This window comes from Pseudomonas vranovensis DSM 16006, assembly GCF_000425805.1.
GTDB lineage: Bacteria > Pseudomonadota > Gammaproteobacteria > Pseudomonadales > Pseudomonadaceae > Aquipseudomonas > Aquipseudomonas vranovensis.
Window position 1 is genome coordinate 290,167 of the sequence record NZ_AUED01000002.1, and the last position, 24,278, is coordinate 314,444.

Sequence of the window (24,278 nt, forward strand, 5' to 3'; positions counted from 1 at the left end):
CTTAGCTCCGCGGGTCCGGACGAGTTCCCAGGCCCATGGCCTGACGGGCGAACCAGCGTTTGGCCGGCGGCAACAGATCAAGCCCCAGCAGCCCCAGGTTACGTCCGGCAGCCACCAACGGCTGCGCGCTGCCGAACAACCGGGTAACGCGGTCGGAGAAGCCCACCGTCAGGTCCTGGTCCAGACGCTGACGCTCGCGGTAAGCCTGCAGGGTGGCGAAATCACCGGGGACCGCCGGGCCTGCCAACAGCCCTTCAGCCAGCGACTGCACATCGCGCAGCGACAGGTTGAAGCCTTGCCCGGCGATCGGGTGCAGGCTGTGAGCGGCATTGCCCAGCACGACCAGGTGCGAGCGCACCTGTTCCTGTGCTTCAACCAGCGACAAGGGATACAAATGCCGCGCACCGACCTGGCGCAACGTGCCCAGGCGATAGCCAAACACGTCCTGCAACTCGGACAAGAAGCTGCGCTCGTCCAGCTCTGCCAGGCGCTTTGCGTCCATGCCGGCGCGGGTCCAGACCAACGCACAGCGGTTTTCCGGCAACGGCAGAAGGGCCATCGGGCCTTCATCGGTGAAGCGCTCGAACGCCTGCCCGCAATGGGCTTCGCTCGGGGTGATATTGGCGATCAGCGCGCTCTGGTTGTACGGGCGCTGGCTGACATGAATGCCCAGTTGTTCACGCAGACCGGAGCGGCCGCCATCGGCCAGGACTGCCAGGTCGCACTCAACGGTGGTGTCATCATCGAGCGACAGCCGATAGCCATCTTCGAGGGCCTGCATGGCCGTTACTTGCGCCGGGCAACGCCAACTGACCACGTCGGCATCCAGGCCTTTCCACAGGCACTGGCCGAGCCAGGCGTTCTCTACCACGTAACCCAGGGCCGGGACGCCCTCTTCCAGCGCATCGAGGCGTGTGGAGCCGAAGCGGCCACGGTCGGACACCTGGATCTGCCGGATCGGTTCGGCGCGGCGGCTGATCTGCTGCCAAAGGCCCAGGCGTTCGTAGATCTGGCGAGTACCAAAGGACAACGCCGAGGAGCGTGCGTCATAACTTGGCTGGTAGGTATCGCCCGGCGCGAAGGGTTCGATCAGCAGAATGCTCCAGCCACGCGCCTTGGCACCGGCCTGCAAGGCCAGGGCCAGGCTTGCGCCAACCAGGCCACCACCGATAATTGCCAGGTTTACTCGATTCATGCCGCGACACTACGCGCGGCAGCCATCAAGGCTTCGATTTCGGCGACCGCTTTCGGCACGCCGGAGGTCAGGATTTCACAGCCCTGCTTGGTTACCACTACGTCATCCTCGATACGTACACCAATGCCACGCCACTTCTTTGCGACACTCTGGTTGTCGGCACCGATGTAGATGCCCGGTTCCACGGTCAGGGCCATGCCGGGTTCAAGCACCCGCCACTGACCACCCACCTTGTATTCGCCGACATCATGTACATCCATGCCCAGCCAGTGCCCGGCGCGGTGCATATAGAAGGCCCGATAGGCCTCGCTCTCGATCAGTTCCTCGACCTTGCCCTTGAGCAGGCCAAGCTCCACCAGCCCTTCGGTGATCACCTGGACCGTAGCCTCATGGGCGTGGTTCCAGTGCTTGCCTGGGGCGATGACCGCGAATGCTGCTTCCTGAGCCTTGAGCACGAGCTCGTAGATTGCCTTCTGCTCCGGCGAAAACCGCCCGCTGACCGGGAAGGTGCGGGTGATGTCGCTGGCGTAGCAATCGATCTCGCACCCGGCGTCGATCAACACCAGGTCGCCGTCCTTGAGCAGTGCATCGTTCTCCTGATAGTGAAGAATGCAACTGTTGCGTCCGGCAGCAACGATCGAACCATAGGCCGGCATCTTCGCCCCGCCCTTGCGAAACTCGTAGTCCAGCTCTGCCTCCAGGCTGTACTCGCGCAAGCCCGCGCGACAGGCCTGCATGGCCCGCACATGGGCGCGGGAGGAGATCTCGGCGGCCTCGCGCATCACTTTCACTTCAGTTGCCGATTTATACAGGCGCATGTCGTGAAGCAAATGATCCAGGGCAACGAATTCGTTCGGCGGCTGGGCACCGAGCCGGGCCTTGGAGCGGATCACGTTGATCCACTCCATCAGGTGGCGATCGAACTCGGGGTTGCTGCCCATGGCCGAATAGACCCGGTCGCGGCCTTCGATCAGGCCGGGCAGGATGTCGTCGATATCGGTAATGGGAAAGGCGTCATCGGCGCCGAAGTCGCGGATCGCGCCTTCCTGGCCCGCGCGCAGGCCATCCCAGAGTTCGCGCTCCGGATTGCGCTCGCGGCAGAACAGTACATATTCACCGTGCTCACGGCCGGGGATCAGGGCAATTACCGCTTCAGGCTCGGGAAAGCCGCTCAGGTACTGGAAATCGCTGTCCTGTCGATATACATGCTCAACGTCACGGTTGCGAATGGCAACTGCGGCGGCAGGCAATATGGCAATGCTGTTGGGCTCCATCTGCGCCATCAGCGCCTTGCGTCGACGGGCGTATTCCGACTTGGGGATATGGCTCATGGGCAGGTGGGCCCCTCTGTAGAATCAGTGCAGCGACGGTTTGGCTGCAGGCTCGACTGGCTTGGCCAGCTCCGTGTACAGCAGCAGGGGAGCGACGCGCAGGTACTCCATTACTTCCATATAGTCGTTTTCGCCGTCTTCGGATTCTTCCAGGGCGTCTTGCACCTGGGAAATAGCGACCAGGTCCTGCAGCACTTCCTTCGCCTCAGTGCTCAGTTCCTTGCCGCCGGCGTTCAGGCCGAATCCGGAAATGAACCCCTGGCACCATTGGCCCAGCGCGGCAGCACGATCGGTCAGGGGCAACTCGTCACCGGGCAACAACAGCACGACAGTGATATCGTCGCTGGTGAGTTCGCCCTTGACCATTTCCTGCAGGCCGATCAAAGCGTTACGAACGTTGTCAGAAGGTTCGACCTCGAGCAGCTGAGCGGCGTCAGCCAACCAGCCCTCGGCATCGAAGCCCGCCCCTGCACAGCTGCGCCCGAGCAACAGCCCGTGCAGTTCGGCAGGGGAAACAGGATGCCCATTGTTGTTGAGCAAGGTGGCGAAGGCGGTGTACGGCGAATTGGTATTGGGCATGGGCAACTAGGCGCCAGACGGCGCAATGACTAGAATGAAGACCTTGTATCCTAGCACCGGCAGGCGCGCCAAGACCATCGACGCGGCCAACTCGGGGCAGGCCGGGGCATAATCCGGGTAACCACCCGCCAGACCGAATCGAGTGGCAACCAATGCAAGAGAACGATCTGCAAACGCTGATGGGCCGATTCGAACTGCTGATTGAGCGAGTCGAGCAACTAAAACGGCAAAATGCACTCCTATTAGCTCAGGAAAAGTCCTGGCGCGAGGAGCGCGCCCACCTCATCGAAAAAAACGAAATCGCCCGGCGTAAGGTCGAATCGATGATTTCGCGGCTCAAGGCCCTGGAGCAAGACTCATGAGTTCAAGCAATAGCGTCACCGTTCAGATCCTCGACAAAGAGTATTCGATCATCTGCCCGCCCGAAGAGCGCAGCAACCTGGTCAGTGCAGCCCGCTACCTCGATGGCAAGATGCGCGAGATCCGCAGCAGCGGCAAGGTGATCGGCGCCGACCGTATCGCCGTGATGGCGGCGTTGAACATTACCCACGACCTGCTGCACAACCAGGAACGCCCCGAAGCACCCGCCGGTGGCGCGACCCGTGAACAGGTGCGTGACCTGCTCGATCGTGTCGACCAGGCGCTGACCGACGATGCGGATACAAAAACCAGTTGAGTTTCAGTATACTGGCGCCACTCCCTGGAGTGCTTGCCAGTCGGTCATGTCCCTGAGCCGATACGCACAACCACGGGGGTTGCACGTGGGGCCGGTGTGCATGTCCGCTTGACGGAAAGCCTTAACGCCTCCTGCAATCTCCACCTTGAACTTTCGGGTTCAAGGGCTACACCGACAGCGGTTCGTCGGGGAGCCTGAATTACCTCTGCTCGCGCCATCCAGCGGGCAACCGAGCTGTCACCCAAGCGTGACAGCCCTCTCTGGGAACGCCTGTGCCATGACCGACACCGCGCCGCTCACCCGCCCCCAGCTTCGCCGCCTACTACGTGATGCCCGTCGAGCCTTGAGCCCGGCCCAGCAACGTCAGGCCGCGCAAGGCCTGTATCGTCAACTGGCCCAGCACCCCCTCTTCCGCCGCGCCCGGCACATCGCCCTCTACCTGCCCAACGACTGCGAGATCGACCCGCGCCTGCTGCTGCGCGAAGCACAGCGTCGTGGCAAGCGTACTTATCTGCCGGTTCTGCACGCCTGGCCGAAGAGCAAAATGGTCTTCCAGCGTATCGAGCCCGGTGAAAAGCTGCGACCGAACCGCTTCCACATTCCGGAACCGCACATCAGCCTGGCTCGGCAGCGTCCGATCTGGGCGCTGGACCTGATCCTGCTACCGCTGGTGGGATTTGATGAAGTGGGAGGACGACTGGGCATGGGCGGTGGCTTCTATGATCGAAGCCTGGCCTATCAGGCACGCCGCAAGGCCTGGAAAAAGCCGTTGCTGCTGGGCCTGGCCCATGAGTGTCAGAAGGTCGAAAAGCTGGCCCAGGCCAGTTGGGATGTACCGTTGCAAGGCACGGTATCGGACCGTGCCTGGTACCTGGCGCCTTCCTGAAGGCGCCAGCAAGGCGATTAACGCTGTTGCGGATTGACCGGCATTTCGTAAGGGGCGTCGAGCTTGCGTTCCCAAAGGCTTTGCGCATAACCGGTAGTGACAACACCCAAACCGAACAGAAATACCAGAATCCAGAGCAAGTCCGGTTTGCGATTCATCGATTGCCCCCCTAAGGCAAACTGATCACGTTGTCAGCAACGTTTTTTAATGGTTGCAGCAGCGTCAAGCTTAAAATGGGCGCATTCTCCGACAACCTGCGGCAACACGCAAACCTTGACGCCAACCGACCGTCGGTTTGAGAAAAGAGGTTATTACAAATTTTGTCAGGAGCAACATCCATGGCCTATTGGCTGATGAAATCCGAGCCAGATGAACTGTCGATCAAGGATCTGGCGCGCCTGAAAGAAGCGCGCTGGGACGGCGTTCGCAACTACCAGGCGCGTAACTTCTTGCGCAGCATGGCAGTGGGTGACCAGTTTTTCTTCTACCACTCCAGCTGCCCCGAGCCGGGTATCGCCGGCATTGCCCGCATCAGCGCGGCAGCCTACCCCGACCCGACCGCGCTGGATCCGCAAAGCCATTATTTCGACGCCAAGGCCAATGACGAGAAGAACCCTTGGAGCGCCGTCGATGTAGCCCACGTCGAAACCTTCAGCAAAGTCCTCGGTCTCGGTTACCTGAAACAGCAGGCCGCCCTGGCTGAACTGCCCCTGGTACAAAAAGGCAGCCGCCTGTCGGTGATGCCTGTTACCCCTGAACAATGGGCCGCAGTACTCGCTTTGCGTTAAACCGGGTAGGATTGCCGCACATTTGACGAACATCAACGCACCAGGACCGGTGCCGCGTCACAATCTGACGCGAATGCAGCAGGATGCAGACTGATGAGCCAACATACCCCGAAACTCTTCGCCGGCGCCTTGATCGCCTTGCTCCTGGCCGCTGGTGGCCTGGGCTACTGGAAGTCGTTGCATGATCGCCTGCCCGACGGCCTGAGCATGGGCAACGGCCGACTCGAAGCCACCGAAGTGCAGATTGCCAGCAAGATTCCCGGCCGCCTGGCCGAAGTGCTGGTCGACGAAGGCGACACAGTCGGCAAGGGCCAGTTGCTGGCACGTATCGATACCCGCACCCTCGAAGCGCAACGCAACCAGGCCGAGGCCGAAGTGCTGCGCGCCCAGGAAAACTACTCCGCCGCCCAGGCCAACGTGCAACTGCGCCAGAGCGAGCTGTTGCTGGCCAGCCAGGAACTCAAGCGGGTTCGGGAAATCTTCCAGCGCAAATACGCTAGCCAGCAGTTGCTCGATCAACAACAGGCTCGCTACGACACCGCCAATTCCGCCGTGGTTGCAGCACGCGCCCAGCTGGCCGCAATCAAGGCAGCCATCGGTGCTGCCCAAGCCCAGGTAGCCCAACTCACCAGCGAGATCGACGACGCCAGCCTGCGCGCCCCCATTGATGGCGTCATTCAGCTGCGCCTGGCCGAACCTGGCGAAGTACTCGGTGCCGGTGGTCGCGTGCTGATGCTGATCGACCCGAACGATCAGTACATGAACCTCTACCTGCCCGCGTCCACCACAGGTCGCCTGACCGTAGGCGACCAGGCCCGCGTGGTGCTCGACGCCCTGCCGGAAAAAGCCCTGCCGGCCAAAATAACCTTTGTAGCTGCCAAGGCCCAGTTCACTCCCAAGCAGGTGGAAACCCGCGACGAGCGGCAAAAACTGGTGTTCCGGGTCAAGCTGCGCCTGACCGAGCCCAGCGCCGTGCCGCAAGCCAAGCCCGGCATGCCCGGGGCAGGTTATGTGCGCACCGCTGAAGTGGACTGGCCGGCCAATCTGCAATGAATGCGCTTGCGCTTCAAGCCGCGGGCATCAGCCACCGCTACGGCAAGCTGGATGCCCTGCTGGATATCACCTTCGATCTTCCCGCCGGCACCCGCTGCGGCCTGATCGGCCCGGACGGTGCTGGCAAGTCCAGCCTGCTCGGCCTGATCGCCGGGGTGAAAAAGCTGCAAGACGGCGAGCTCTCGGTGCTGGGCGGCTCGATTCGCAAACGGCGCCATCGCAACAGCCTGTACCCACGCATCGCCTTCATGCCCCAGGGCCTGGGTGGCAACCTCTACCCTGAGCTTTCGATCAGCGAAAACATCCGCTTCTTTGCCACCCTGTTCGGACTGAGCACGGCCGAGTGCGAGCAGCGCATGCACGGCCTGCTGCTGGCAACCGACCTTGCGCGCTTTGCCGACCGCCCGGCGGGGAAACTATCGGGCGGCATGAAACAAAAGCTCGGTTTGTGTTGTGCCCTGATCCACGAGCCGGATCTGTTGATCCTCGACGAACCGACCACCGGGGTAGACCCGTTGTCACGTCGACGCTTCTGGGAGCTGGTCGAGCAGGTTCGCGAGGAGCGACCGCAACTCACGCTGCTGGTCGCCACCGCCTACATGGAAGAGGCCGAGCAATTCGAACACTGCCTGATGCTCGATCGCGGCAAGCTGATCGCCTCGGGCCTGAGCCAGACCCTTGCCAGCGTCACCCCCAGCGGCAAGCTGGATGATGCCTTCACCCACTTCCAGGGCGACAGCGCCCACAACGCACAACCCCTGCAAATCCCACCCCGGCCCGAAGGCGATGCCACCATTGCCATCGAAGCGCACGAACTGACCTTGCGCTTTGGCGACTTCACTGCGGTGAACAAGGTCAGCTTTGCCATCGGTCGCGGTGAAATCTTCGGCTTTCTCGGTTCCAACGGATGCGGCAAGACCACCACCATGAAAGTGCTCACCGGCCTGATGCCCGCCAGCGAAGGCAGCGCCACGTTGTTGGGCCGTCCGGTCGATGCCAAGGACCTGGCCACGCGCAAGCGTGTCGGCTTCATGTCCCAGAGTTTCTCGCTGTATGGCGAACTCAGCGTGCGCCAGAACCTGGAGCTGCACGCGCGCCTGTTCGATCTGCCCAAGGCCGAAAGCGCGCCGCGCATCGCCGAACTGATCGAGCGCTTCGACCTGGGCGAAATCGCCGACCAGCAATCCGGCGCCCTGCCTTTGGGGTTGCGCCAGCGCCTGTCGCTGGCAGTGGCAGTGCTGCACCGGCCTGAAGTGCTGATCCTCGACGAACCGACATCAGGCGTCGACCCAGCTGCCCGCGACGACTTCTGGCGCTTGCTGATCGAATTATCGCGGGACCAGGGCGTGACTATCTTCCTGTCCACCCACTTCATGAACGAAGCCTTGCGCTGCGACCGCATCTCCCTGATGCACGCCGGCAAGGTGCTGGCCTGTGACACCCCCGCCGCCCTGCAACAGCAGTTTGCCGGCGCCACGCTGGAAGACGCTTTCGTCACCTGTCTTGAGCACGCACAAGGCGCGAGCAGTACGCCCGACACAACCACCCCGCTCGAAACCCCACCTGGCGCAGTGCCCTCAGCGCTGCGCCAGGGCTTCAGCATCAAGCGCCTGTTCGCCGTGGCCACCCGCGAAGGCAAGGAACTGCTGCGCGACAAAGTGCGCCTGGCGTTCGCCCTGGCAGGTGCATTGTTCATGATGGTGATTTTCGGCTACGGCATTTCACTGGACGTCGAGAACCTCGCCTTCGCCGTCTACGACCAGGATCAAAGCCCGCAAAGCCGGGCCTACCTGGAGGCGTTCCGCGGCTCGCGCTACTTTGAAGAGCAACCACCTATTCGCGACTCGGCACAATTGCACAAGCGCCTGCAGCGCTCGGAAATCAAACTGGCCCTGGAGATTCCCCCCGGCTTTGGCCGCGACCTGCACGCAGGGCGGCAACCGGTGGTAGCCGCCTGGCTCGATGGCGGCATGCCGTTTCGCGCCGAGACCAGCCGCAACTATGTCGAGGCCGTGCATCAGGCCAACCTTGAACAACTCGCCGCCCTGAGCAGCAACGCCGTGCCCGGACAATCCCCGGTACGCCTGGAAACCCGCTTTCGCTACAACCAGGACGTGGTCAGCGTCAACGCCATCGGCCCCGGGGTCATGGCGCTGATCCTGGCGTTCATTCCGGCCATGCTCACGGCCCTGGGCATCGTGCGCGAAAAAGAGCTCGGGTCGATCACCAACTTCTACGCAACACCCTTGACCCGCCTGGAGTTCCTGCTCGGCAAGCAAGCGCCATACCTGGCGATCAGCCTGGTCAACCTGGCGTTACTGGTGGCCATGAACCGCTGGTTGTTCGGCGTGCCGTTCAAAGGCAGTGCCCTGACCCTGGCCCTGGGCGGGTTCCTGTACCTGCTGGCGACCACCAGCCTGGGCTTGCTGATCTCGGCGTTCACCCGCACCCAGATCGCCGCGATTCTCGGCACCATGATCATCACCAGCCTGCCGACCATCCAGTTCTCCGGCCTGATCGTCCCGCGCTCGTCGCTCGACGGCTCGGCGGCGCTGATGGGGCAGCTCTTTCCGGCCGGCTACTTTCTCGACATCGCCGTCGGCACCTTCACCAAGGCCCTGAGCCTACGTGAGCTGTGGCCACAGTGCCTGGCACTGCTGGGGTTCTTCCTCGGCTTTACCGGCTTGAGCCTGGCTATGCTCAAGAAGCAGGAGGCCTGATGCATCGATTGGCACACACTCTGCGCCTGGGCCTCAAGGAGCTGACCAGCCTGCGCCACGACAGCGTACTGCTGCTGTTTCTGCTCTATGCCTTCAGCGTGGCGATCTATATGCCAGCGGCCGGCTCGATCATCGGCGTACACAACGCCAGTGTTGCCGTCGTGGACGAAGATCACAGCCAGCTTTCCCGCAAGCTTGCCGAGGCACTTCAGCCTCCGGAGTTCCAACCGGCCGCAACCCTGGCCTACGACCAGCTCGACAACGCCATGGACAGTGGCCTGTACACCTTCGTGATCAACGTCCCGGTGAATTTCCAGACTGACCTGCTGGCAGGGCGTTCCCCGGAGTTGCAGGTCAATGTCGACGCCACGGCAATGAGCCAGGCCTTCATGGGCGCCGGGTACATCGGGCGGATTTTCGAACGCGAGCTACTCGACTATGCCAACCAGGGTTCAGCCACCAGCAACACCCCGGCGCTGATCAGTCCCCGAGCACTGTTCAACCCAAACCTGGAAGGCGGCTGGTTCCTGGCAGTGATCCAGATCGTCAACAACATCACCATCCTGGCCATAGTCCTGACCGGCACGGCGCTACTGCGCGAACGCGAACACGGCACACTCGATCACCTGCTGGTGCTGCCGCTGACGGCGCTGGAAATCATGCTGGCGAAGATCGGCAGCAACGCCCTGGTGGTGGTGCTGTGTACCTGGGTGTCGTTGGAGGTGGTGGTAAAAGGTGCCCTGGGCGTGCCGCTGGCAGGGTCCCTGGGGTTGTTCCTGGCGGTCACGGCGCTCTATCTGTTTGCCAGCACGTCGCTAGGCATCTTCCTCGCCACACTGGCCCGCTCGACCCCGCAGTTCGGCCTGCTGGCCATTCCGGTGATCATCCCCATGCTGTTGCTGTCGGGTGGCAGCACACCGCTGGACAGCATGCCGCAATGGCTGCAATGGGTCATGCAGCTCTCGCCTTCGACCCACTTCGTCAGCCTGAGCGCCGCCATTTTGTTCCGTGACGCCGGACTGAGCGTAGTCTGGCCCGACATACTGGCCCTGGCCGCCATCGGCCTGGCGTTTTTCGCAGTTGCCCTGGGACGCTTCCGCCGCAGCCTGACGTCCTAGACCTGAAGCGGCCTACTGGACGATCAGGTTGTTGAACAGCAGGTCATCCACCAGCGGCTTGCCTTCTTCGGTCTCGAGCACCTGTTGAACCTGCTTCAAAGCTTCCTGGCGCAGCTTTTCCTTGGACTCGACATTGCTCAGGCTTTCCAGGTTCTGCTGGGTGAACAGTGCCACCAACTGGTTGCGGATCAATGGCTCGTGGTGGCGCACCGCAGCGGCCGCCGCATCACTGTTGACCCGCAGGGCCACGTCAGCCTTGTACACGCGCAGCTTCGGGCTGCCATCAAGGGCGTAGTTGCCGACAAAGGGTGGGCTCAGCGAGATGTAGGAGACCTTCGGCACTCCTTCCTTGGCTTCTTCGGCCATGGCCACCATCGGCAGCATCAGGGCCAGTACCATCAAGATCCACGCTTTCACGAATTCGCTCCTCAAACAGTTGGCGCCAGCATACCCAGCGCACCGGTCAATCCCAAGCCCGGGCTTATGCCGGCCTATCAGGGCGGGCCATGCTCGTTGACCCGGCAACTGACCCACCTACACTTATCGGCCACTACGCGCAAAGGAATAGTCCCGATGAAAGCAGTGTTGTGCAAAACCCTCGGCCCGGCGCAGAACCTGGTCCTGGAAGAGGTTGCCAGTCCCGTCCCGAAGAAGAACGAAATCCTGTTGGATGTGCATGCGGCCGGGGTCAACTTTCCCGACACCCTGATCATCGAGGGCAAGTACCAGTTCCAACCGCCGCTGCCTTTCTCTCCGGGAGGCGAAGCCGCGGGGGTAGTCAGTGCGGTGGGCGAAAAAGTCAGCGATCTCAAGGTTGGTGACCGGGTCATGGCCCTCACGGGCTGGGGCAGTTTTGCCGAGCAGGTGGCGGTACCGGCCTACAACGTGCTGCCCATTCCGCCTCAGATGAACTTCACCCAGGCCGCCGCCTTCGGCATGACCTACGGCACCTCGATGCATGCCTTGCAGCAGCGCGGTCAGCTCCAGGCCGGCGAAACCTTGCTGGTGCTGGGTGCCTCGGGGGGTGTGGGACTTGCGGCAGTGGAGATCGGCAAGGCCATGGGCGCGCGAGTCATTGCAGCAGCGAGCAGCGCCGAGAAGCTTGCCGTGGCCAAGGCAGCAGGTGCCGATGAGCTGATCAACTACAGCGAGCACAGCCTCAAGGACGAAATCAAACGCCTGACCGGGGGCAACGGCGCCGATGTGATCTACGACCCGGTCGGCGGCGACCTGTTCGACCAGGCGGTGCGTGGTATTGCCTGGAGCGGCCGCTTGCTGGTGGTGGGCTTTGCCAGCGGCCGCATCCCCGAGCTGCCGGTGAACCTGGTACTGCTCAAGGGAGCGGCGGTGATCGGCGTGTTCTGGGGTGCGTTTGCCCAGCGCCAGCCTGCAGACAATGCGGCGAACTTCAAGCAACTGTTTGCCTGGTTCGCCGAGGGCAAACTCAAGCCGCTGGTATCGCACACGTTTCCGTTGGCCGAAGCCGGGGCTGCCATCGATACGCTGGGCCAGCGCCGGGCCGTCGGCAAGCTGGTCGTCACCACTCGCTGACCCGTGGCCTTCCAGCGGCGTTACAGCCGCTGGATCAGGCGTTCACGCAAGGCGGCCGGCCAGACATCGACAAAGTCGACACCTGGGTAGGTCTCGCACTTCTTCATGATGCCGGGAAGTGCCTTCTGGAAGGACTCGGCGGTGGCCCGCGACTCTTTGTAGCTGGTGACACCATCGACGTTGAAGCTCGACATCATGCGAACCGATACCAGCGTGGTTTCCATGTCGTCGAGCGACCGGGTCGGATCATCCTTGCGGTACAGCGCCACTTCCTCGTTGAACTGCTTGCAGGTCTTGAGCACCAAGCCGGCGCGCTCATAGATGTCCCACCACTCTTTCTTGTCGTTCAGACGAAAATGCAGATCGTTGCGCACATCGAGAAATGCCGGGTTCTCTTTGGAGACAGTCCAGGGTTTGAAGCGCCATTGGCGAACGGCTTCCAGGGCAGCATTGGCAAAGGCGGGTTCACTGCTTCGAATGACCTTCACATCAGTGACCGTACCATCGGCCATGACCCGAAAACCGACTTTGACGGAACCGGTAATAGTCGCCTTGCGCATCTCGGCGGGATAGACCGGAACGACCTTCTTTTCAAACTCCAGCCCTACATCCGCCTGCGCTATTCCTGCTGCCATCAATAGCAAAACCGCAAACCATTTCATCCTTGATCCTAGCCTGTCCGAAAAATACGAAAGGCGCGATAATAGCGTGCCAGAGCCCTCCAGACGAAGTAACAATTCTCATTATCTTGTATGGAGGGCTTGCCCCGCGATCCCGATCCGTCAGTCACAACCGCTTGAACCGGGCCTCCAGATTGCGATCAGGCATGGCATGGCTGCGCAGGGCATTGAGCGTTTGTTCGACATAGTCGCGGGTACTGCCATAACGCCCCTTGGCGTTGGCGAAAATCATGCTGAGCAAGTTGTCTGGCAAGTTGCCGGCGTAACACGGCAGGTGTCGCTCCAGCACAAAGCCCAGGGCCTGGACCTTGGTACCGTCATCAAGGCGGCAATTGAGCCAGTGCGGCCGATACGCCGGGTAGGGCATTTCACGCTGCCACAGGGCCAGCAGGGACTCTTCAAGGCAGTCGTCTGGCAAGCGGTAGGCGAAACCACTGCAGGAACCGCCACGGTCCAAGCCGAAGACCAGGCCTGGGCACTCCGGGGTGCCCCGATGCGCGTGGGACCACAAGTAAAGACCCCGATGGTAACCATGTACCCTGGCGCGCCGACGCTCGGCTGCATTGCATTCCGGGCGCCAGATCAGCGACCCATAGGCAAACAACCAGACCGGGCCACCCTGGTGACGGGACATGGTGTGATGAACCGAAAGTCTAAGTTGCTCCTGGGACAGTTGCTGTCCAAAGTCGAGCAACGGAGGATAGGCCACATTCAAAGATGCAGTTTCGATCGCCGACATAGCTGCCGCCAGAACTCCTCGTGAACTACTGGAGTGAGTCACGCTAAACGAATACGTTATCCGCGTACTTACCGTACAGCAGATTGCGAATTCAACACACGCCTCACTTCGCCCCGGAAGCGCCCTGCAATAGGGCTTTGAGCTAACAACCGGGTGTTGTTTCAAGTGTAGCGAACGTTATTTGCATTGCCGGCAATAATTATCAGCCTTCTGCCGGACATCAACAACGGCGGCTATTAAATCCGGCACGCTATTGCCGCGCGCCTTATTCCTTCATTCAACCGCGCGGCGCATAAGCGAATACATCGGCGCGCATCTGGTGAGCGTCCATTCCCGCGTCAACCAGCGCATCGAGGGTGGCATAGATCATATTGGGCGAGCCGCTGGCATAAACATGCACACCCGCCAGATCGCTCAAATCTTCACAAACCGCCTCATGCAGCATCCCGCAGCGCCCTTCCCAGCCACACAGGTCACTGACGACCTTGTGCAGGAACAGGTTGGGCAAGCGCTCCCATTCGTCCCAGTGCTCGATCTCGTAGAAATCTTCAGGACGGCGAACCCCCCAATAGAGATGGACCGGGTGCTTGAAGCCCTGGGCCCGGCAATGCTCGAGCAGGCTGTGCATCTGTGCCATGCCGGTACCAGCAGCGATCAACACCAGCGGCCCCTCGGGCAGTTCGGCAAGGTGGGTATCGCCAAACGGCATCTCGATCCGTGCCATGCGCGTACGCTGCAATTGCTCGATCAGCTGTTGGGCGCTGTTCTCGCGGGCCAGCACATGCATTTCCAGATCGCGCCCACGATGGGGCGCCGAGGCCAGTGAGAAGGCGGCCTTGTCACCGCCTTCGCGTTCGATCATCAGGTACTGCCCAGCGTGGTAGCGCGGCGGCTTGCCGGCAGGCGCACGCAGGCGCACACGCCAGACGTCGCCACCGACCTCGACGCACTCACTCAGCTGACAGGCCAGTGTCCTTACCGGCAACTCGCCCAGGGCGAGCACGCCATCCCACAACAAGACGCAATCCTCCAGTGGCTCGGCGATACAGGTGAACAGCTCACCGTGATCGCGCACCTGGCCCTCTTGGCGCACCCGGCCTTCAACCAGCAACGCGGCACAGACATGGCAGTTGCCATTGCGACAGCTCTGCGGGCAGTCATAGCCGAGTCGGCGCGCCGCATCCAGAATCCTTTCCCCGGGCTTGAGTGCCAACACGGCCCCGGACGGCTGCAAGGTTACCTGCATTTAGTCTATTCCCAACTGGTTCCACAGCTCATCGATCCGCCGGGTGACAGCTTCATCCTTGACGATGACCCGTCCCCATTCACGGGTGGTTTCACCTGCCCATTTATGGGTGGCATCCAGCCCCATCTTCGACCCCAGGCCCGAGATCGGCGAGGCGAAGTCCAGGTAGTCGATCGGGGTGTTGTCGATCATCACCGTATCGCGCTTGGGGTCCATGCGCGTGGTGATGGCCCAGATCACATCATTCCAGTCGCGGGCATTGATGTCGTCGTCGGTGACGATAACGAATTTGGTGTACATGAACTGTCGCAAAAACGACCAGACACCGAGCATGACGCGCTTGGCGTGCCCCGGATACTGCTTCTTCATGGTCACTACCGCCATGCGGTAGGAGCAGCCTTCAGGCGGCAGGTAGAAGTCGGTGATCTCCGGGAACTGCTTTTGCAGGATCGGCACGAACACTTCGTTCAACGCCACACCGAGAATCGCCGGCTCATCAGGTGGACGGCCAGTGTAGGTGCTGTGGTAGATAGGCTTTTGTCGATGGGTGATGCGCTCGACCGTAAACACCGGGAAGCTGTCGACTTCATTGTAGTAGCCGGTATGGTCGCCGTACGGACCTTCCGGGGCCATCTCGCCTGGGTGAATCACCCCTTCGAGGATGATTTCGGCGGTGGCCGGCACTTGCAGATCGTTGCCACGGCATTTGACCAGCTCGGTCCGGTTACCGCGCAGTAGCCCGGCGAAGGCATACTCCGACAGGGAGTCGGGCACCGGCGTCACTGCACCAAGGATGGTGGCCGGGTCCGCCCCCAGGGCCACGGAGACCGGGAACGGCTGGCCCGGGTGTTTCTCGCACCATTCGCGATAGTCCAGGGCGCCGCCCCGGTGGCTGAGCCAGCGCATGATGACCTTGTTGCGGCCAATCACCTGCTGACGGTAGATGCCCAGGTTCTGGCGGTCCTTGTTCGGCCCGCGGGTCACCGTGAGGCCCCAGGTAATCAGCGGCGCCACATCACCCGGCCAGCAATGCTGCACCGGCAGCATGCCCAGATCGACATCGTCGCCTTCGATGATGACGTCATGGCAGGCCGCATCCTTGACCACCTTCGGCGCCATAGACACGACTTTCTTGAAGATGGGCAGTTTCGACCAGGCATCCTTGAGGCCTTTGGGCGGCTCAGGTTCCTTGAGGAAGGCCAGCAGCTTGCCGATCTCGCGCAGCTCACTGACCGACTCGGCGCCCATGCCCATGGCCACCCGCTCCGGGGTGCCGAACAAGTTGCCCAGCACTGGAATGTCGAAGCCCGTTGGCTTCTCGAACAGCAGGGCCGGGCCTTTGGCGCGCAGGGTGCGGTCGCAGACTTCGGTCATTTCCAGAACTGGAGAGATCGGAACCTGGATGCGCTTGAGTTCGCCGCGCTGTTCCAGGCCACGGATAAAGTCGCGCAAATCGCGATACTGCATGCAAAAGCCTCGTATTCGCCGTACCGGTCGGGGTGCAAAGTGTATCGCCTAACCCGGCCGGCCAGAATAGCCAAAGTACAGATAGCAAAAAGCCGGGTTGCCCCGGCTCTTGCGTACCGCAACTGTTTTACTTGCGCTTCATCGACAAGAAGAACTCGTCGTTGGTCTTGGTCTGCTTGAGCTTGTCGATCAGGAACTCGATAGCGGCAACTTCATCCATCGGGTGCAGCAGCTTGCGCAGGATCCACATGCGCTGCAGTTCGTCGTCAGCGGTCAGCAGCTCTTCGCGACGGGTACCCGAACGGTTGATGTTGATGGCCGGGAAGACGCGCTTCTCGGCGATCTTGCGGTCCAGAGGCAGCTCCATGTTGCCGGTGCCCTTGAACTCCTCGTAGATCACTTCGTCCATCTTCGAGCCGGTTTCAACCAGCGCGGTGGCGATGATGGTCAGCGAGCCGCCCTCTTCGATGTTACGCGCGGCACCGAAGAAACGCTTCGGCTTCTCCAGGGCGTGGGCATCGACACCACCGGTCAGGACCTTGCCGGAGCTCGGGATCACGGTGTTGTAGGCACGGGCCAGACGGGTGATCGAGTCGAGCAGGATGACCACGTCTTTCTTGTGCTCAACCAGGCGCTTGGCCTTCTCGATGACCATTTCGGCAACCTGCACGTGGCGGGTTGGTGGCTCGTCGAAGGTGGAGGCGACCACTTCGCCGCGCACGGTGCGCTGCATTTCGGTCACTTCTTCCGGGCGCTCGTCGATCAGCAGAACGATCAGGTGGCACTCGGGGTTGTTACGGGTGATGTTCGCCGCGATGTTCTGCAGCATGATGGTCTTGCCCGCTTTTGGCGGGGCGACGATCAGGCCGCGCTGGCCTTTGCCGATCGGGGCGCAGAGGTCGATAACACGGCCGGTGAGGTCTTCGGTGGAGCCGTTGCCGGCTTCCATCTTCAGGCGCTCGTTGGGGAACAGCGGCGTCAGGTTTTCGAACAGGATCTTGTTCTTCGCGTTTTCCGGCCGGTCGAAGTTGATGGTATCGACTTTCAGCAGGGCGAAGTAACGCTCGCCTTCTTTTGGCGGGCGGATCTTGCCGACGATGGTGTCGCCGGTACGCAGGTTGAAGCGACGGATCTGGCTTGGCGATACATAGATATCGTCCGGGCCGGCCAAGTAAGAGGCATCAGCCGAACGCAGGAAGCCGAAGCCGTCCTGGAGAATCTCCAGCACGCCGTCACCGGAGATTTCCTCGCCGCTTTTCGCATGCTTTTTCAACAGGGAGAAAATCACATCTTGCTTGCGCGAACGGGCCATATTTTCTATGCCCATCTGTTCGGCCATTTCGAGCAGATCGGTAATCGGCTTTTGCTTGAGTTCAGTCAGGTTCATAAGGGGAGTGACGTAATCATGTAAGAAGGGGGAATTAAGCTTCTGGCTTAATGAAGCCGCGCCGCAGAGATGGCGACAGGATCGCGTACTGATTCGAATTAGGGATGCGTCGGCGACGGCGTGCAGAGGGCACCGAAGAAACAGTGCGAGGCCGAATGTAACACCTGCATTTTCTGGCGTCTAGTCACCAGATAAAGAAAAGCCCCGACGAATGCGGGGCTTTTTTGACTCAGATATTGGCGTCCAGGAAGGCTGCCAGCTGAGACTTGGACAGTGCGCCGACCTTGGTGGCCTCGACGTTGCCGTTCTTGAACAGCATCAGCGTCGGGATGCCACGCACGCCGTGCTTGGCCGGGGTTTCCTGGTTTTCGTCGATGTTCAGCTTGGCGACGGTCAGTTTGCCCTGGTAGGTAGTGGCGATGTCGTCCAGAACCGGAGCGATCATTTTGCATGGGCCGCACCATTCAGCCCAGTAGTCGACCAGCACCGGGCCTTCAGCCTTCAGTACGTCGGCTTCGAAGCTGGCGTCGGTGACGTGTTTGATAAGATCGCTGCTCATGGAAGTCTCCAAGGTCGTAAGCAAAAAAAACGTGGCCCATCATAGCCGCACCGGCGACGGACAGGAAGTCGCGGACGATTGAGTGTAACTATAGTTGTGCATGACGGTTCATATCGACCCTGTCACAGGAAGGTCATATTTCCTGTTCCACCTGCCCCATATCAAGCCTTGATACGCTGCGCGTTGGCGTCAGCCGTGGATCGTGGCAGGATTGCCGGGTTATCGACCGAGACCCCATGACCATGCCGCAAACCACAGCCAAGAATCTGTCCTTGATCGCTGCTATAGACCTGGGCTCCAACAGTTTCCACATGGTGGTAGCCAAGGCCCACCATACCGAGATCCGCATCCTCGAGCGCCTCGGGGAGAAGGTTCAGCTGGCCGCCGGTATCAACGAGGAGCGCCAGCTCAACGAAGAGTCCATGCAGCGCGGCCTGGACTGCCTCAAGCGTTTCGCCCAACTGATCAGTGGCATGCCTGACGGCGCAGTTCGAATCGTCGGCACCAACGCCCTGCGCGAAGCGCGCAACCGCGGCGAATTCATCCGCCGCGCCGAAGCGATCCTGGGGCACCCGGTAGAAGTGATCTCCGGGCGTGAAGAGGCCCGCCTGATCTACCTGGGCGTGTCCCACACCCTGGCCGACACCCCCGGCAAACGCCTGGTCGCCGACATCGGCGGTGGCAGTACCGAATTCATCATTGGCCAGCGCTTCGAGCCACTGCTGCGCGAAAGCCTGCAGATGGGCTGCGTCAGCTACACCCAGCGCTATTTCCGCGACGGCAAGATCACCCCGGCACGCTACGCCCAGGCCTACACCGCGGCACGCCTGGAGCTGATGAGCATCGAAAACGCCCTGCACCGCCTGACCTGGGATGAGGCCATCGGCTCTTCCGGGACCATCCGCGCCATTGGCCTGGCGCTCAAGTCCGGCGGCATGGGCAATGGCGAAGTCAACGCCGAAGGCCTGGCCTGGCTCAAGCGCAAGCTGTTCAAACTGGGTGAAACCGACAAGATCGACTTCGAGGGCGTCAAGCCGGACCGCCGGGCGATCTTCCCCGCGGGCCTGGCTATCATGGAGGCGATTTTCGACGCCCTGGAGCTGCAGCGCATGGACCACTGCGACGGCGCCCTGCGCGAAGGCGTGCTCTATGACCTGCTAGGCCGTCATCACCATGAAGACGTGCGCGAGCGCACCCTGAGCTCGCTGATGGAGCGCTACCACGTCGACCAGGGGCAAGCAGCCCGGGTCGAACGCAAGGCCCTGCACGCCTTCGACCAGGTGGCCAAGGCCTGGGACCTGGAAGACGGGATCTGGCGCGAACTGCTCGGCTGGGCCGCCAAGGTGCATGAAGTGGGCCTGGATATCGCCCACTACCATTACCACAAGCACGGCGCCTACCTGATCGAGCACTCGGATCTGGCCGGTTTTTCCCGGGAAGACCAGCAGATGCTCGCGCTGCTGGTGCGCGGTCACCGTCGCAATATCCCCAAGGACAAGTTCGCCGAGTTCGGTGATGAAGGCGTCAAGCTGATACGCCTGTGCGTGCTGCTGCGCTTTGCGATCCTCTTCCACCACATCCGCGGCACCCAGCAAATGCCGAAAGTTACGCTGCATGCGGCCGGTGAAAGCCTGGACGTGGAATTTCCGGCAGGCTGGCTTGAACAGAACCAGCTGACCCAGGCCGACTTCGGCCTGGAGGCTGAGTGGCTGACCCGGGTCGGCTTCGTCCTCAGCGTACGCTGAGGACCGGGTTGCTCAGGCGTTCCAGCAAGGTCGCCTGGGCACTGCGAGGGTTCTGGTTGCCGGTCGGTGTGCTACGCACGTAGCGGCCGTCCGGCTGCAGGATCCAGGCGTGGGTATTGTCGGTCAGGTACCCTTCCAGTTCCTTTTTCACCCGCAGGATCAACTTCTTGCCCTCGACCGGGAAGCAGGTCTCGACGCGTTTGTCGAGGTTGCGCTCCATCCAGTCCGCGCTCGACAGGAACATCTGCTCCTCGCCACCGTTGAGGAAGTAGAACACCCGGGTGTGCTCCAGGAAGCGGCCGATGATCGAGCGCACATGGATGTTGTGCGATACCCCGGCAATCCCCGGACGCAGGCAGCACATACCGCGCACGACCAGATCGATACGCACACCCGACTGACTGGCCTTGTACAGCGCGCGAATGATCTTCGGATCGGTCAGCGAGTTGAACTTGGCGATGATGTGCGCAGGCTTGCCGTCGAGGGCAAACTGGGTTTCTCGCGCGATCATGTCGAGCATGCCCTTCTTCAGGGTGAACGGCGCATGCAGCAGCTTTTTCATGCGCAGGGTCTTGCCCATGCCAATCAACTGGCTGAACAGTTTGCCGACGTCTTCGCACAAGGCATCGTCGGAGGTCAGCAGGCTGTAGTCGGTATACAGGCGGGCGTTACCGGCGTGATAGTTACCGGTACCCAGGTGCGCGTAGCGAACGATCTCGCCGGCCTCGCGACGCAGGATCAGCATCATCTTGGCGTGGGTCTTGAAACCCACCACACCGTAGATCACTACCGCACCGGCAGCCTGCAGCCGGCTGGCCATCTGCAGGTTGGACTCTTCGTCGAAGCGCGCACGCAATTCGATCACCGCAGTGACCTCCTTGCCGTTACGCGCCGCGTCGACCAGCGCGTCGACGATCTCCGAGTTGGCACCGCTGCGGTACAGGGTCTGGCGCACGGCCAGGACGTGCGGGTCCTTGGCGGCCTGGCGCAGCAGATCGACCACCGGGGTGAACGACTCGAAGGGGTGCATGAGCAGGATGTCCTGCTTGCCGACCACGCTGAAAATGTTCTCGGCGTTCTGCAGCAGCTTGGGGATGGCTGGCGTGAACGGGGTGTACTGCAATTCGGGATGGCTATCCAGGCTGGTAATGCTGAACAACCGGGTCAGGTTGACCGGGCCGTTGACCTGGTAAAGCTCGCTTTCGCTAAGGCTGAACTGCTTGAGCAGGTAGTCCGACAGATGCTTGGGGCAGGTGTCGGCCACTTCCAGGCGCACCGCATCGCCATAACGGCGCGAGAACAGCTCACCGCGCAGGGCCCGGGCGAGGTCCTCGACATCCTCGGAGTCCAGCGCCAGGTCGGCGTTACGGGTCAGGCGGAACTGGTAGCACCCCTTGACCTTCATGCCCTGGAACAGGTCATCGGCGTGCGCATGGATCATCGACGACAGGAACACATAGTTGTCGCCAGTGCCGCCCACATCCTCCGGCACCTTGATCACCCGCGGCAACAAGCGCGGAGCGGGAATGATCGCCAGGCCCGAATCGCGGCCGAAGGCATCCACACCCTCAAGCTCGACGATGAAGTTCAGGCTCTTGTTCACCAGCAACGGGAACGGGTGCGTCGGGTCAAGGCCGATCGGGGTAATGATCGGCGCGATCTCGTCACGGAAGAAGCGTCGCACCCAGGTTTTGATCTTGGTGTTCCAGTGACGACGGCGAATGAAGCGAATCTGGTGTTTTTCCAGTTCCGGCAACAGCACGTCGTTGAGGATCGCGTATTGGCGATCCACTTCGCTGTGTACCACTTCGCTGATTCGTGCCAGGGCCTGGTGCGGCTGCAGGCCATCGGCTCCGGCCTGTTCACGTGCGAAGGTGATCTGCTTCTTCAGGCCCGCCACACGAATCTCGAAGAACTCATCCAGGTTGCTGGAGAAGATCAGCAGAAACTTCAACCGCTCCAGCAATGGATAGCTCTCATCCAGCGCCTGCTCAAGCACGCGGATGTTGAACTGAAGCTGGGACAGCTCGCGGTGAATGTACAGGCTGCTGTCATCCAGGCCAGGGATAGCGATGGCCGGCGCCGCGGGTGCCGGGGCAGGCGTAGGCGCCTCGACCTCGGCCACAGGCAGCGCAGCAGGCTCAGGCGGGGTTTCGAGCAGTTGCTCGGGCACGGGCTGGGCTTGCTTCATGTCGACATCACTCAGTACTTCGTTATTCATCTGGCGTTCCTGAAGGGCGTTACTGCCCTCTCATCAATTGAGCAGCGCGAACAGCGAAATAGGTCAGGATGCCATCAGCTCCTGCCCGTTTGAAGGCCGTAAGGGATTCAAGGATCACCCCTTCACTGAGCCAGCCGTTCTGGATCGCGGCCATGTGCATGGCGTACTCGCCACTGACCTGATAGACAAAGGTCGGGACCTTGAATTCATCTTTGACCCGATAAAGGATGTCCAGGTACGGCATACCTGGCTTGACCATGACCATATCGGCGCCCTCGGCCAGGTCTGCAGCCACTTCATGCAGGGCTTCGTTGCTGTTGGCCGGGTCCATCTGGTAGGAGGCTTTGTTGGCCTTGCCCAGGTTCAGGGCCGAGCCGACCGCGTCGCGGAACGGGCCGTAATAGGCGCTGGCGTACTTGGCCGAGTACGCCATGATACGCACGTTGACGTGACCGGCCAGCTCCAGGGCTTCACGGATGGCCTGGATGCGGCCGTCCATCATGTCCGAAGGAGCCACCACCTGGGCGCCAGCTTCAGCATGAGACAGCGCCTGACGCACCAGCGCGTCGACGGTAATGTCGTTCTGTACGTAGCCTTCCTCGTCGAGGATACCGTCCTGGCCGTGAGTGGTGAACGGGTCGAGGGCGACGTCGGTGATCACACCCAGCTCAGGGAATCGCTCACGCAGGGCACGGGTGGCGCGCTGGGCGATACCGTCCGGATTCCAGGCTTCGGCGCCGTCCAGCGACTTCTTCTCGGTCGGCGTGACCGGGAACAGCGCCAGGGCCGGAATACCCAGGTTCACCCACTCTTGCGCAGCTTCCAGCAGCAGGTCGATGCTCAGACGCTCGACACCCGGCATCGAGGCAACTTCTTCGCGGCGGTTCTCGCCATCCAGCACAAACACCGGCAGGATCAGGTCATCGACAGTCAGTACGTTTTCGCGAACCAGACGACGGGAAAAATCGTCACGACGGTTGCGACGCAGACGAGTGGCAGGAAACAAACGGTTAGCGGGGGTAAAGCTCACGGCAGACTCCTGAGCCCGCGCAGGCGGGCGGGCGCGACAGTTATAAGCGGCCATTATGACGCTTGAATGACAGCCTGGGACAACCCTGCGACTTGAGGACGCAGTCATTGTCCTTGTAGGAAATGTTAACGTCGAGACACATTTGGATACTTTCCCCAACGGCCACGAAGGGTTAGGCTGCGCGTTCATTTCGCCAGCACCCAGAAAATGCTCCAACAATTCCTGCAGGATTTTGGCTACTTTGCCCTTTTTCTCGGCACGTTTTTCGAAGGTGAGACCATCCTGGTTCTCGCAGGCTTCCTTGCGTTCCGCGGATACATGGATATCAACATGGTGGTCCTGGTGGCCTTCTTCGGCAGCTATGCCGGGGACCAGCTCTGGTACTTCATGGGGCGCAAGCATGGGCGCAAGTTGCTGGCACGTAAACCGCGCTGGCAGTTGATGGGTGACCGCGCCCTGGAGCACATTCGCCGCCACCCGGATATCTGGGTGTTGAGCTTCCGCTTTGTGTACGGCTTGCGGACCGTGATGCCGGTGGCCATCGGCCTGTCGGGCTACCCGCCGCGTCGCTACCTGTTGCTCAATGGTATTGGCGCCGCTGTATGGGCCCTGGCCCTTGGCGCCGCTGCCTACCACTTCGGCGCCATTCTCGAAGGCATGCTGGGCAACGTCAAAAAGTACGAGCTATGGGTGCTCGGCGGCCTGCTGGCCCTCGGCGGCTGCCTGTGGCTGCGTCGACGCTTCCGTGCTGCGCGCGTTGCCCGCAAGGAAGCGGCTGCCATACAGGCCGAGCAAACTGATCAGGCTGTAGGCAAGCAGCCCGACCCAGACCAGGGCAGTGACCGGCCATAAGCCGGTGATCCCGGCCAGCAGCATGGCCGGGATGTTCAACCCCAGCCGCGCCAGCTCCAGCCGGAAGGCCCAGGGCCGGTTCTCCAGTGCAGTGCCGAAGACGAACAAGCCGAACGCCATCCCCCCCCACCCCAGCACCAGGGAGGCCACCGAAAGCCTGTCGGCGTGCTCCATCAAGTAGCTGCCCAAGCCCACATACACCGCGAACTGCAGCGTCACATACAGCTGCTGCGACCAGCCGAGCGGCACTTCGAATTTGCGAAAGCGGCTCAGGTCCTGCTTGGCCTGCGGGAAGCGCCGCGCCACGTCCTCCGGACGCCAGCCGGTGGGCATGAACCAGATCCGCAACTTGTCCCGCCAGCGCTCGGCATGACGGGCGTCGTGCCACAACTGGGCATAGAACTGCAGGTTGGCCCACAACGGATTCCAGCTCGCCAGGGGCGTGGTGACACCGA

At 61.6% G+C, this 24,278-nt stretch carries 23 protein-coding genes and 1 other RNA gene; 11 read left to right on the top strand and 13 right to left on the bottom strand.

Going from position 1 to position 24,278, the window contains the following annotated elements:
* Nucleotide 1: 1 nt before the first annotated feature.
* From ubiH to H621_RS0105300, 3 genes are read right to left on the bottom strand one after another with little or no spacing between them, the layout of a single operon-like run.
* On the bottom strand, nucleotides 2-1,195 hold the full coding sequence (gene ubiH / locus H621_RS0105290; RefSeq protein ID WP_028942365.1) for a 2-octaprenyl-6-methoxyphenyl hydroxylase: 1,194 nt from the start codon (nucleotides 1,193-1,195) through the stop codon (nucleotides 2-4).
* Complete coding sequence (pepP, locus tag H621_RS0105295) at nucleotides 1,192-2,526, bottom strand: Xaa-Pro aminopeptidase (RefSeq protein WP_028942366.1); 1,335 nt, start codon at nucleotides 2,524-2,526, stop codon at nucleotides 1,192-1,194. The genes ubiH and pepP overlap by 4 nt, the downstream gene beginning before the upstream one ends.
* A 24-nt stretch (nucleotides 2,527-2,550) precedes the next feature.
* Nucleotides 2,551-3,105 (bottom strand): YecA/YgfB family protein, encoded by a 555-nt coding sequence (locus H621_RS0105300; protein WP_028942367.1) that lies wholly within the window; start codon nucleotides 3,103-3,105, stop codon nucleotides 2,551-2,553.
* Nucleotides 3,106-3,257: 152 nt separating this feature from the next.
* Between H621_RS0105300 and H621_RS0105305 the strand changes: the two genes are divergently transcribed.
* The 4 genes from H621_RS0105305 to H621_RS0105315 all read left to right on the top strand — a co-directional run bounded on the left by H621_RS0105305 (nucleotide 3,258) and on the right by H621_RS0105315 (nucleotide 4,667).
* Complete coding sequence (locus H621_RS0105305; RefSeq protein ID WP_028942368.1) at nucleotides 3,258-3,467, top strand: TIGR02449 family protein; 210 nt, start codon at nucleotides 3,258-3,260, stop codon at nucleotides 3,465-3,467.
* Complete coding sequence (locus H621_RS0105310) at nucleotides 3,464-3,781, top strand: cell division protein ZapA (RefSeq protein ID WP_028942369.1); 318 nt, start codon at nucleotides 3,464-3,466, stop codon at nucleotides 3,779-3,781. The genes H621_RS0105305 and H621_RS0105310 overlap by 4 nt, the downstream gene beginning before the upstream one ends.
* A gap of 18 nt (nucleotides 3,782-3,799) precedes the next feature.
* Nucleotides 3,800-3,977, top strand: a non-coding RNA gene (gene ssrS / locus H621_RS27945) — 6S RNA.
* An 81-nt stretch (nucleotides 3,978-4,058) separates the two neighbouring features.
* Nucleotides 4,059-4,667, top strand: coding sequence for a 5-formyltetrahydrofolate cyclo-ligase (locus H621_RS0105315; protein WP_028942370.1), 609 nt, complete (start codon nucleotides 4,059-4,061; stop codon nucleotides 4,665-4,667).
* 17 nt (nucleotides 4,668-4,684) lie between these two features.
* Here H621_RS0105315 and H621_RS28705 read toward each other — a convergent pair whose 3' ends face one another.
* Nucleotides 4,685-4,825, bottom strand: a complete 141-nt coding sequence (locus H621_RS28705) for a hypothetical protein (RefSeq protein WP_165392175.1) — start codon at nucleotides 4,823-4,825, stop codon at nucleotides 4,685-4,687.
* A 180-nt stretch (nucleotides 4,826-5,005) separates the two neighbouring features.
* Between H621_RS28705 and H621_RS0105325 the strand changes: the two genes are divergently transcribed.
* The 4 genes from H621_RS0105325 (at nucleotide 5,006) to H621_RS0105340 (ending at nucleotide 10,346) form a co-directional block, all read left to right on the top strand.
* The gene (locus H621_RS0105325; RefSeq protein ID WP_028942371.1) at nucleotides 5,006-5,455 is read left to right on the top strand and encodes an EVE domain-containing protein; all 450 of its coding nucleotides are present in this window, start codon (nucleotides 5,006-5,008) and stop codon (nucleotides 5,453-5,455) included.
* Between the two features lie 93 nt (nucleotides 5,456-5,548).
* Complete coding sequence (locus tag H621_RS0105330; RefSeq protein WP_028942372.1) at nucleotides 5,549-6,508, top strand: HlyD family secretion protein; 960 nt, start codon at nucleotides 5,549-5,551, stop codon at nucleotides 6,506-6,508.
* Nucleotides 6,505-9,228 (top strand): ribosome-associated ATPase/putative transporter RbbA, encoded by a 2,724-nt coding sequence (gene rbbA / locus H621_RS0105335; RefSeq protein WP_028942373.1) that lies wholly within the window; start codon nucleotides 6,505-6,507, stop codon nucleotides 9,226-9,228. Before H621_RS0105330 ends, rbbA begins: the two co-directional genes overlap by 4 nt.
* The gene (locus tag H621_RS0105340) at nucleotides 9,228-10,346 is read left to right on the top strand and encodes an ABC transporter permease (RefSeq protein ID WP_028942374.1); all 1,119 of its coding nucleotides are present in this window, start codon (nucleotides 9,228-9,230) and stop codon (nucleotides 10,344-10,346) included. Before rbbA ends, H621_RS0105340 begins: the two co-directional genes overlap by 1 nt.
* Nucleotides 10,347-10,358: 12 nt before the next feature.
* Here H621_RS0105340 and H621_RS0105345 read toward each other — a convergent pair whose 3' ends face one another.
* Nucleotides 10,359-10,763 (bottom strand): flagellar basal body-associated protein FliL, encoded by a 405-nt coding sequence (locus tag H621_RS0105345; RefSeq protein ID WP_028942375.1) that lies wholly within the window; start codon nucleotides 10,761-10,763, stop codon nucleotides 10,359-10,361.
* Between the two features lie 156 nt (nucleotides 10,764-10,919).
* Here H621_RS0105345 and H621_RS0105350 point away from each other — a divergent pair, with 156 nt between their 5' ends.
* On the top strand, nucleotides 10,920-11,897 hold the full coding sequence (locus tag H621_RS0105350; protein ID WP_028942376.1) for an NADPH:quinone oxidoreductase family protein: 978 nt from the start codon (nucleotides 10,920-10,922) through the stop codon (nucleotides 11,895-11,897).
* Nucleotides 11,898-11,917: 20 nt separating this feature from the next.
* On the opposite strand, the gene H621_RS27735 is transcribed toward H621_RS0105350, so the two are convergent.
* The 6 genes from H621_RS27735 to trxA form a co-directional block, all read right to left on the bottom strand.
* Nucleotides 11,918-12,532 carry an energy transducer TonB gene (locus tag H621_RS27735; RefSeq protein WP_167332093.1) on the bottom strand — a complete coding sequence of 205 codons (615 nt, stop codon included), beginning with the start codon at nucleotides 12,530-12,532 and terminating at the stop codon, nucleotides 11,918-11,920.
* Nucleotides 12,533-12,683: 151 nt separating this feature from the next.
* On the bottom strand, nucleotides 12,684-13,316 hold the full coding sequence (locus H621_RS0105360; protein ID WP_028942377.1) for a gamma-glutamylcyclotransferase: 633 nt from the start codon (nucleotides 13,314-13,316) through the stop codon (nucleotides 12,684-12,686).
* Between the two features lie 277 nt (nucleotides 13,317-13,593).
* Nucleotides 13,594-14,562 (bottom strand): CDP-6-deoxy-delta-3,4-glucoseen reductase, encoded by a 969-nt coding sequence (locus H621_RS0105365; RefSeq protein WP_028942378.1) that lies wholly within the window; start codon nucleotides 14,560-14,562, stop codon nucleotides 13,594-13,596.
* The gene (ubiD, locus tag H621_RS0105370) at nucleotides 14,563-16,029 is read right to left on the bottom strand and encodes a 4-hydroxy-3-polyprenylbenzoate decarboxylase (RefSeq protein ID WP_028942379.1); all 1,467 of its coding nucleotides are present in this window, start codon (nucleotides 16,027-16,029) and stop codon (nucleotides 14,563-14,565) included.
* A 127-nt stretch (nucleotides 16,030-16,156) separates the two neighbouring features.
* Nucleotides 16,157-17,416 carry a transcription termination factor Rho gene (gene rho, locus H621_RS0105375; RefSeq protein WP_028942380.1) on the bottom strand — a complete coding sequence of 420 codons (1,260 nt, stop codon included), beginning with the start codon at nucleotides 17,414-17,416 and terminating at the stop codon, nucleotides 16,157-16,159.
* Between the two features lie 229 nt (nucleotides 17,417-17,645).
* Nucleotides 17,646-17,975 carry a thioredoxin TrxA gene (gene trxA / locus H621_RS0105380; RefSeq protein WP_028942381.1) on the bottom strand — a complete coding sequence of 110 codons (330 nt, stop codon included), beginning with the start codon at nucleotides 17,973-17,975 and terminating at the stop codon, nucleotides 17,646-17,648.
* A gap of 242 nt (nucleotides 17,976-18,217) precedes the next feature.
* On the opposite strand from trxA, the gene ppx reads away from it, so the two are divergent.
* Nucleotides 18,218-19,720 carry an exopolyphosphatase gene (ppx, locus tag H621_RS0105385; protein ID WP_028942382.1) on the top strand — a complete coding sequence of 501 codons (1,503 nt, stop codon included), beginning with the start codon at nucleotides 18,218-18,220 and terminating at the stop codon, nucleotides 19,718-19,720.
* On the opposite strand, the gene ppk1 is transcribed toward ppx, so the two are convergent.
* The gene (ppk1, locus tag H621_RS0105390) at nucleotides 19,707-21,941 is read right to left on the bottom strand and encodes a polyphosphate kinase 1 (protein WP_028942383.1); all 2,235 of its coding nucleotides are present in this window, start codon (nucleotides 21,939-21,941) and stop codon (nucleotides 19,707-19,709) included. The two genes, ppx and ppk1, sit on opposite strands and share 14 nt — an antisense overlap.
* Nucleotides 21,942-21,960: 19 nt before the next feature.
* Entirely contained in the window at nucleotides 21,961-22,971 is a 1,011-nt protein-coding gene (gene hemB, locus H621_RS0105395; protein WP_028942384.1) for a porphobilinogen synthase, read from the bottom strand.
* Nucleotides 22,972-23,178: 207 nt separating this feature from the next.
* Between hemB and H621_RS27950 the strand changes: the two genes are divergently transcribed.
* Nucleotides 23,179-23,823, top strand: a complete 645-nt coding sequence (locus H621_RS27950; RefSeq protein WP_028942385.1) for a DedA family protein — start codon at nucleotides 23,179-23,181, stop codon at nucleotides 23,821-23,823.
* Nucleotides 23,824-24,278 lie beyond the last annotated feature (455 nt).